General features: G+C 67.4%; 11 protein-coding genes. 5 read left to right on the forward strand and 6 right to left on the reverse strand.

All coding sequences use genetic code 11. The features are described 5' to 3' along the window. Positions 1 to 115: 115 nt before the first annotated feature. Positions 116 to 601: a hypothetical protein gene (locus ACYPYD_RS01145; protein ID WP_008830884.1), complete on the reverse strand. Its 486-nt coding sequence runs from the start codon at positions 599 to 601 to the stop codon at positions 116 to 118. Continuing rightward, entirely contained in the window at positions 594 to 1,877 is a 1,284-nt protein-coding gene (gene purD / locus ACYPYD_RS01150) for a phosphoribosylamine--glycine ligase (protein ID WP_008830885.1), read from the reverse strand. Before purD ends, ACYPYD_RS01145 begins: the two co-directional genes overlap by 8 nt. Before the next feature lie 5 nt (positions 1,878 to 1,882). Between purD and xseA the strand changes: the two genes are divergently transcribed. The 4 genes from xseA to ACYPYD_RS01170 are packed head-to-tail and all read left to right on the forward strand — an operon-like array spanning position 1,883 to position 5,564. Beyond that, entirely contained in the window at positions 1,883 to 3,373 is a 1,491-nt protein-coding gene (xseA, locus tag ACYPYD_RS01155; protein WP_008830886.1) for an exodeoxyribonuclease VII large subunit, read from the forward strand. A 27-nt stretch (positions 3,374 to 3,400) separates the two neighbouring features. Continuing rightward, complete coding sequence (locus ACYPYD_RS01160; RefSeq protein ID WP_008830887.1) at positions 3,401 to 3,604, forward strand: DUF2093 domain-containing protein; 204 nt, start codon at positions 3,401 to 3,403, stop codon at positions 3,602 to 3,604. Between the two features lie 10 nt (positions 3,605 to 3,614). Then, positions 3,615 to 4,502, forward strand: coding sequence for a M23 family metallopeptidase (locus tag ACYPYD_RS01165; RefSeq protein ID WP_459661781.1), 888 nt, complete (start codon positions 3,615 to 3,617; stop codon positions 4,500 to 4,502). Positions 4,503 to 4,553: 51 nt separating this feature from the next. Continuing rightward, entirely contained in the window at positions 4,554 to 5,564 is a 1,011-nt protein-coding gene (locus tag ACYPYD_RS01170; protein ID WP_459661782.1) for an esterase-like activity of phytase family protein, read from the forward strand. A gap of 101 nt (positions 5,565 to 5,665) precedes the next feature. Here the strand turns inward: ACYPYD_RS01170 and rpmB are convergent, their stop codons facing one another. Next, the gene (gene rpmB / locus ACYPYD_RS01175; RefSeq protein ID WP_008831830.1) at positions 5,666 to 5,950 is read right to left on the reverse strand and encodes a 50S ribosomal protein L28; all 285 of its coding nucleotides are present in this window, start codon (positions 5,948 to 5,950) and stop codon (positions 5,666 to 5,668) included. Between the two features lie 113 nt (positions 5,951 to 6,063). On the opposite strand from rpmB, the gene ACYPYD_RS01180 reads away from it, so the two are divergent. Further along, a complete protein-coding gene (locus tag ACYPYD_RS01180; protein ID WP_008831831.1) occupies positions 6,064 to 6,519 on the forward strand; it encodes a nucleoside deaminase in 456 nt (151 codons plus the stop codon). Positions 6,520 to 6,537: 18 nt separating this feature from the next. On the opposite strand, the gene ACYPYD_RS01185 is transcribed toward ACYPYD_RS01180, so the two are convergent. From ACYPYD_RS01185 to nadC, 3 genes are read right to left on the reverse strand one after another with little or no spacing between them, the layout of a single operon-like run. After that, entirely contained in the window at positions 6,538 to 7,212 is a 675-nt protein-coding gene (locus ACYPYD_RS01185; RefSeq protein ID WP_459661783.1) for a ribonuclease T2 family protein, read from the reverse strand. 26 nt (positions 7,213 to 7,238) lie between these two features. Further along, a complete protein-coding gene (locus ACYPYD_RS01190) occupies positions 7,239 to 7,655 on the reverse strand; it encodes a hypothetical protein (protein WP_155986247.1) in 417 nt (138 codons plus the stop codon). A 44-nt stretch (positions 7,656 to 7,699) separates the two neighbouring features. Beyond that, positions 7,700 to 8,560 (reverse strand): carboxylating nicotinate-nucleotide diphosphorylase, encoded by an 861-nt coding sequence (gene nadC / locus ACYPYD_RS01195; RefSeq protein WP_459661784.1) that lies wholly within the window; start codon positions 8,558 to 8,560, stop codon positions 7,700 to 7,702. Positions 8,561 to 8,785: the final 225 nt, after the last annotated feature.

Genomic DNA, 8,785 nt, shown 5'->3' on the forward strand with positions numbered 1-8,785 from the left:
CCGGACTTGATCCGGGACCGGTGGCTGTCTTTAGGCTAGCGCCATCGCCAAGGCGTCCCGCCGATGGCAAGGCTGTTCACGGCCAGCGGTCCCGGATCAAGTCCGGGACGACGTTTTATTGCCCGCCCCGCTGCGCGCTCTGCAATTGCGCTGCGCACTGCGCCTTCCTCTGATCCCGCGCCGCTGACAGCGACTGCGCCGCCTGCGAAGGCAGCGCGCAGTCCTGCGCCGGGCGGATCGGGTGCTTGGCGAGGCAGCCGCTGCGGGTGCTGAACAGGTCGTCGGCGCAGTCGTCGAAGGCGGCCTGGTCGGCGTCGTGCATCGCCTGGCACGCCTGCGTCCAGCGCTGACGATAGGCACTTTCGGAGGAATCGGTGCACTGTCCGTAGGCTGCCTGCGCCTCCTGTTCACGCCGGGCGCGTTCGGCCAGCGCGCGCGATTGCTCGGCGGCCCTGGACTGCTTCTCCGCCATCGCGAGCGTCTGCTGGTGGATGTCCTGCGCGGGCAGGTAGATGCCATAGTAATACCCCACGCCCGCCCCGCCCATCAGGGCGCCGAGTGCGAGGCACAGCTTCAGGATCGGGTCGGCGTGCTTAAGCATGGCTCTTTTCGCGCGCCACTTCGCGCCAGCCGATGTCGCGGCGGGTGAAGCCGGTGGGGAAATCGATCGCGTCGACGGCGGCATAGGCCTTGGCCTGCGCCTCGGTCACGCTGCCCGCGCGGGCGGTGACGGCCAGCACGCGCCCGCCGCTGGCGACCAGTTCGCCGTCCTTCAGCGCGGTGCCCGCGTGGAAGACTTTGGCGCCCTCCGCCTCGGCCTCGGCCACGTTGCGGATCGCGCCGCCCTTGGCCGGGGTGCCGGGGTAGCCGTCGGCGGCCATCACCACCGTCAGCGCGACGTCGTCCGAGAAGCGCGGCGGCTCGATCGCGGCAAGGCGGTTCTCGGCGCAGGCGTGCAGCAGTTCGACGAGGTCCGATTCGAGCCGCATCATGATGACCTGGCATTCCGGGTCGCCGAAGCGGCAGTTGTACTCGATCAGCTGCGGGCCCTTGGCGGTCAGCATCAGGCCGAGGAACAGCACGCCGGAATAGGGCATGCCCTCGTTGGCGAGGGTGCGCACGGTCGGCGCGATGATCTTCGTCATCGCCTCGGCCTGCAGTTCCGGAGTGAGCACCTTGGCCGGGCTGTAGGCGCCCATGCCGCCGGTGTTGGGGCCGGTATCGCCGTCGCCGACGCGCTTGTGGTCCTGCGCCGAGGCGAAGGGGACGATGGTGGAGCCGTCGGTCAGCGCGAAGAAGCTGGCTTCCTCGCCTTCGAGGAATTCCTCGATCACCGCTTCCGCGCCTGCTTCACCGAAGCGCCCGGCGAAGATGTCGCGCACGGCCGCTTCTGCCTCGTCCATGGTCATCGCCACGGTGACGCCCTTGCCCGCTGCAAGGCCATCGGCCTTGATGACGACGGGGGCGCCGAACTTCGCCAGCGCGGCCATCGCCGTCGCCTCGCTGGAGACGCGCTCGTAGCCGCCGGTCGGGATGTTCGCGCGGGCGCACAGGTCCTTGGTGAACCCCTTGGAGCCTTCGAGCTGCGCCGCTGCCTTGCTGGGGCCGAACACCGCGAAGCCCTCACCCCGCAGCGAGTCGGCAAGGCCGTCCACCAGCGGCGCCTCGGGGCCGATGACGACGAGGCCGATCACGTTCGCCTCGCAGAAGGCCAGCACGGCGGCGTGGTCGGTCGCGTCGAGGTCGATGCACGTCGCGAGGCTCGAAATGCCGGGGTTGCCGGGGGCGGCCCACAGGGTATCGCAGCGCGGGGATTGCGCCAGCTTCCAGGCCAGCGCATGTTCGCGGCCGCCCGAGCCCAGTAGCAGGATGTTCATTTCCCGTGCCTTCCGATCAATTCTACGACGATGATTACAATGACGGTCGTTCGGGGGGGCTGGTAGCGAAGGAGTCGGCCGGGGACAACGCCGCGCCGCTCTCGATCAGCGAGATTTCGAATCTCCTCAAGCGCACGGTGGAGGACCGCTTCGGCTTCGTGCGCCTGCGCGGCGAACTGTCGGGCGTGAAACGCGCGGCCTCAGGCCACCTCTACTGCGCGCTCAAGGACGACAAGGCGGTGATCGACGGGGTGATGTGGAAAGGCGGCGCCCAGCGCCTCGCCTTCCGCCCCGAGGACGGCGTCGAGGTCATCGCCACCGGCAAGCTGACGACCTATCCCGGCCGCTCGAAGTACCAGATCGTCATAGAGACGATGGAGATCGCAGGCGAAGGCGCGCTGCTGGCGCTGCTCGAAAAGCTGCGCGCCCGCCTCGCCGCCGAGGGCCTGTTCGCGCCCGAGCGCAAGCGGCCGCTGCCCTATCTGCCGCAAGTGATCGGCGTCGTCACCTCGCCCACCGGCGCGGTGATCCGCGACATCCTCCACCGCCTCGCCGATCGCTTCCCCAGCCGGGTGCTGGTCTGGCCGGTGCTGGTGCAGGGCGAGGGCGCGGCGGCGCAAGTGGCGAACGCCGTGCGCGGCTTCTCGGCCATCCAGCCCGGCGGTCCGGTTCCCCGCCCCGACCTCGTGATCGTCGCGCGCGGCGGTGGTTCGATCGAGGACTTGTGGAGCTTCAACGAGGAGATCGTCGTGCGCGCCGTCGCCGATTCGACGATCCCCGTGATCTCGGCGGTCGGGCACGAGACCGACACCACCTTGTGCGACCATGCTGCCGACCGCCGCGCACCGACGCCCACCGCTGCAGCGGAAATGGCGGTGCCGGTGCGTGCCGAACTGGTGAACCAGATCGACGAGATGGGCTTGCGGATGCGCCGCTGCGCGCTGCGTCCGGTTACGCTGGGGCGCGAACGGTTGGACGCGCGCGTCCAGCGCCTGCCCAAGCCCGAGGCGATCCTCGCCGCCAAGGCGCAAAAACTGGACGAACTCTCCGAGCGTCTGCGCCGGGGCCTGCAGGACCGCGCCGCCGCCAAGGGCCGCGCCTTGCAACAGGTCGCGGGCCGTCTGTCGCTGCCGCTGCTGCGCCACCGCGTGCAGGTCTGTGACGAGCGGCTGACGCGCATCGGCCTGACCCCGCGCCTGCTCGAACGGCGCTGGATGCTGGCGCGCGATGCGCTGGCGCCGGTGAATCGCGTGTTGCCGCAACTCGACCCACGCCTGCCGCTGCAGCGCGGTTACGCGCTGGTGAAGTCCTCTTCGGGCGCCGCGCTGACCACACGCGAAGCGGCGCTGCGCGAGGGCAGTCTGGTGATAGAGTTCCGCGACGGCGAACTGCCGGTCACCACGCGAGAGGGCACCGAGGCCGTCACGCCGCGGCCAGCACCGGCCAAGCCCGCGCGACAGTCTTCAAGCCCGCCACGACAGGGCGATTTGTTCTGAGGCGGCGGCTCTGCTAGGATCAGGCCCATGTTGATGTCTTCCGCAGACCGCCCCGCCAAGCTCGCTTACGGCCCGAACGGCTTTCGCGTGCTCAGCCCGGGCCACTACGTCACGTGCGCCGTAACCGGCGAGCAGATTTCGCTCGAAACCCTCCGTTACTGGAGCGTCGAGCGCCAGGAAGCCTACGCGACCGCCGAGATCGCGACGAAACGTCTCCTCGGACAGGTCTGAGCCCGCCACCATGACGCGCCGCGTGAAGGGGCTCGTATCGCTGGCGGTGATCGCGGCCGCTGCGGCCGTGTCGCTGCCGCTTGTGGCCCTGCGCGCCGCGCAACCCGTCGCCCCGGTGGCCCCGGCCGCACCGCCGCGACCCGTGACGCTCCCTTTCGTTGGCGAGTTGACGCAAGGCGGCTGGCTGCGCGGGACTTTGCCCGGTGGAGTGCGCTCGCTCTCGCTGGATGGCAATCCAGTGAAGGTGGCGCCTGATGGCGGATGGTTCGTCGCCTTCGACCGCGATGCCGGGGCGCAGGCGGTGCTGCGCATATCCTATTCCAACGGCACGCTCGGTGAGCAGCGTCTCTCCGTCACGCCGCGCGCGTGGCAGATCGAGAACGTCGATATCCCCCGCAAGCCCGGCGGCCCGTCCGAGGCGTTCATGGCGCTGCGTCGCCCCGAGCTTGCGCGGATCGAGGCGGCGCGCATCCTTACGACCGATGCGCAAGGCTGGCGGCAACGCTTCGTCTGGCCGATCAAGGCGCGCATTTCCGGCCGTTTCGGCTCGCAGCGCATCTATCGCGGTGAGCCGGGAGCGTACCATTCCGGGCTGGACCTCGCACCCGGCGGCAGCGGCGCTACCTTCGTCGCTCCGGCCGATGGCGTGGTCATCCTCGCGGCGGAGAAACCCTTCACGCTGGAAGGCAACCTGCTGATGCTGGACCACGGCATGGGCCTCAACAGCGCATTCCTGCACTGCTCGCAAATCCTTGTGAAAGAAGGCGAGCACGTGCGGCAGGGCCAGGTCATCGGCCGAATCGGCATGACCGGACGGGCCACCGGGCCGCACCTGCACTGGTCGATCAAGTGGAATGACGCGCGGCTCGATCCGCTGCTTTTCCTTCCCGCCAACTGACTTTGCGCCAAGCGGGGTTGCCAATCGGGCAAGGCTCCCTATTCAGCGCTTGTGCGCCGCAGCATTGCTCTTCTCCTCGTCGTTTCACCGCTGCTCTGGATCACGTGGGGGCGGTCGCCTCGCCACGAGTCGCCCAAGGACCTGCCGGTCATCGATGCCGTCGTGCCGGAAGACCTGCCCGATCGACGAAAGCTGGCCGAGTATCTTGGACCGTTCAAGTTGGAGGGGGCGTGGCAGATCAAGTCGAGGCACACGATGGTGTTCGGCTATTCTGCGCTGGTCCCGGAGCCCGACGGCAGACTGACGGCGTTCAATGATTCGGGCGATATCCTGCGCTTTGCGCCTCCCGGCGTTCCCGGCCTGCCACCACGGCCCAATTGGATCCGTTTTGAACGCAAGGCGGCGACCAAGGCCGCTCGCGACGTCGAGTCGGCGACGCGCGATCCCGCTTCGGGCGGTTACTGGCTGGGTCTTGAGGGCCGGAACTCGATTGTGAAGGTAGACGGCAAGTTCAGGGCGACCGGGGAAGTCACGCCCCGGGCCATGAGCGGCTGGGGCGTCAATACCGGCCCCGAAGCGCTGGCGCGGCTGTCGGACGGCCGCTTCGTGACGATACGCGAGGTTACACCTTCCTGGCGCGAATCGCGTCTGCACGACGCGCTGATATTCTCGGGCGACCCCATCAGCCATCCGCACCCCCAGCGGTTCCGCTTCGACGGCCCGGACAATTTTTCGGTCGTGGACATGGCGGTATTGCCTGACGGGCGCGCGTTGATCCTGATGCGGCGTCTGCTTTGGCCGATGCCCATGCGATTTGTCGGGCGGATCGTCATTGCCGATACCGCACGGATCAGGCCGGGCAACGTCTGGCACTCGGCGCCATTGGCCTCGCTCGCCTCTGTCCTGCCGGTCGATAATTTCGAGGCGATTGCGGCGGTGCCGCGGGCGGATGGACGAATCACCGTATGGCTGATGTCGGACGACAACGCGATGCGGGTGCTCCAGCGTACCCTGCTGTGGAAGCTCTCGGTCGATCCGAAGCTGTTGCCCTGGCCTAAATAGGGGGCGAGTTCATACGCGAAAAAGCGCGCGAAGCAGAGCTTCGCACGCTTTTTTCAAAACCCGTATTCCCGATGCGCTCCCCCGTCAGGAGGAGCAGGCAATCAGGCGGCCTGGGTCTTCTTGAGGTCGCGCTTCACCTTGGCGGCGCGCGGCGACAGCTTGGCGTCCGAGGTCTTCAGCAGCCAGTTGTCGAGGCCGCCGTTGTGCTCGACCGAACGCAGGCCGTGCGTCGAGACGCGGAACTTGAAGCTGCGGTCCAGACCTTCCGACATCAGGGTGACGTTCTGGAGGTTGGGCAGGAAGACGCGCTTGGTCTTGTTGTTCGCGTGGCTGACGTTGCAGCCAACCTGGCGGCCCTTGCCAGTCAGTTCGCAGATGCGGGACATAGTCTTTCTCGCTCGAAAATTGCTTGCCGTTAAGTACGGGAAGGCGCGCCCTTACCGATTCCCCCACCCAAGGTCAAGTTGCACACAGGTTTTTGAAGGGCTAGCGCGGACGAATGACTCGCTGGCCTCTTCCCGAACCCATGGCGCTTGCCCTGCAGGAGGCGCAGGCCGCCGCCGATTCCGGCGAAGTGCCCATCGGCGCGGTGATCGTCAAGGATGGCCGTGTAATCGCCACCGGCCGCAACGCCCCGCGCGAACGCCACGACCCTACCAGCCACGCCGAGATCGAGGCGATTCGCGCGGCTGCCCGGCTTCTCGGTAACGAACGGCTGGAGGGTTGCGAGCTGTGGGTGACGCTGGAGCCTTGCGCGATGTGCGCAGGCGCCATTGCCCATGCGCGAATCGGGCGGGTCTATTACGCGGCCTCCGATCCCAAGGGCGGCGCGGTGGAGCATGGCGCGCGGGTCTTCGAACATCCGCAGTGCCTGCACCGGCCCGAGGTCTATGCGGGGATCGGCGAGGCGCAGGCGGCGCAAATGCTGCGCGGGTTCTTCCAGGCCAAACGATAACGTCGTCCGGGACGACGATTATAACCCGCGCCAGATCTTCAGCGGTGTCGAATCGCTCGGGCCAAACTGGCGCGCCTCGCACCGCGCAGGGCGGAAGTCCTTGCCGTAGCAAAGCTGAACCTCGCGCAGCCATCCGGTGCGACTGATCTGGATGCCCACGGCCTCGCGCGGCCAGCCCCGATTCGCCGCGACGAATTCCTCGCGCAGATCGCCCACCGTGAGGTCGCGCTTGCGGGAAAGGCGATCGGCGTCGGGCCAGTGGATCGAGCGCCACAGGATCGCACTGACGCGGAAATACTTCTGCGGGCTGGCGACCATGCAACTGCCGTGCTTGGCCCACTCATGCGCGAGCAGGCCGGGCGAGGGCGTCATGCACAGGTTCTCGCGCAGTACCTGCGGCGAGGGCACGGTCTGCGCGCCGCACCACTGCGGCGAGGGGCCACGCGCCGCTTCGGGCCACAGGCCATGCAGGATGAAGCCGAAGCGGCCACTGGCGCGGTTGCACTGCATCGAGCGGGTATCGCCGCTGGTCTTGCAGTAGTCGGGGGACCAACTGGCGGACAGCGTGTAGCCCGCGATCGCCGTGCGCCGTACCGGGCCGTCGGGTGTCAGCGGCCTTACCGGCGCGATCTGGCGCGGGACCGAGCATTGATAGGCTTGCGCCCTTGCCGGATTAGGCAGGGTCGCAGCCACGCCAAGCACGAAGCGGGCGATCCACCTCACTCGAAAACCGTTGGATCGATGGTACCGAGCCGCCCACCGCTATGTAGCCATTGCGCCACGTCGCGGCGCAACAGGATGGTGATGCTGCCGAGGCTGAGAACGAATGTAATGCCCACCAACGTGCCATAGACCGGCCCGTATTTAAGCGCTACATCATAAGCGGGCTTAAGCTGCAGCAGTGAGAGCGCCACCAGCCCGATATAGAGCCAGCGTGCCAGATTTCCGGCGCAGATCGCAATCCGCCACCAGAACAGAGAATTGGATGCGATCGTCAGCACCGCAGCGACAAACCACCCTGCGGCGGCTTGACCCTGCGCTATGGCATCGGCGCGGAAGCGTCCCGAGAACAACAGAAGTGCCAAAACGTTCAATGTGACGCCCGCAAGCACCAACCATCCGAACAGGTGCATCACCTTTGGGCGGTTGCGAAGGCGCTCTGATGGTTGGCGCCCGCGCATTACAGCGGCGTGAAGTCCAGCCCGATGTCGGCGGCCGGAGCGCTCTGCGTCAGGCGGCCCACCGATACATACGTGACGCCGCTGGCGGCGATGGCGCCGATGGTCTTGAGGTTGACGCCGCCCGAAGCCTCGGTCGGCACCCGGCCCGCTACCACCGCGACGGCCTCGCGCAGCACGTCCGGTTTCATGTTGTCGAGCAGCAGGTGATGGGCGCCCGCCGCGATGGCCGGTTCGATCTGGTCGAGGTGATCGACCTCGCAGATGATCTGCGCCACGCCCGCCGCCTTCGCCCGGGCCACCGCCGGGCCGACACCGCCGGCGACAAGGACGTGATTGTCCTTGATCATCGCCGCGTCCCACAGGCCCATGCGGTGGTTCTGCGCGCCGCCCATGCGGGTTGCGTACTTCTCCAAATGGCGCAGGCCGGGGATCGTCTTGCGGGTGTCGAGCAGGGTCGCGTGCCCGGCCATGGCGTCCACGTACTCGCGGGTCATCGTGGCGATGCCCGACAGGTGCTGCACGGTGTTGAGGGCGCTGCGCTCCCCCGTCAGCATGGCGCGGGCATTGCCGGTCAGGCGCATCAGCTGCGTTCCGGGAGCGACCTGCGCGCCTTCCTCGATGAGTATCTCGATCTCCATCGCCGGGTCGAGCTGGCGGAAGAACGCCGCCGCGATCGGCAGGCCCGCGACGGTGATCGGATCGCGCGAATCCATAACGCCGGAGAACCTCGCGTCGGCGTCGATCACGCTTTCCGAAGTGACGTCACGGCCGCCGCCGGGAAGACCTTCGCCAAGGTCTTCGGCCAAAGTGGCGGTGACGAATGCGGTGAGGTCGAAAGCCGGAAGCGAGAACTGGGTCATGGCCGGGTTATTTGCGCTTTATCTGCGGGTTGTCGAGTGAAGAAAAGGGCGAAGTCCTGGGGCCATTGCCCCAGACCCCGGAACTGTCGTCGTCGCGCGTGCAGCAGCGTTTGGGGTGATGGATGGGCGATCATATAGCCTGCGGCGCCTCCAACTCATTTCGTCATTGCGAGCGTAGCGAAGCAATCCAGAGCAGTTGAAGGCCGCCCTGGATTGCTTCGCTAC

This window comes from Novosphingobium sp. 11B, from assembly GCF_054589055.1.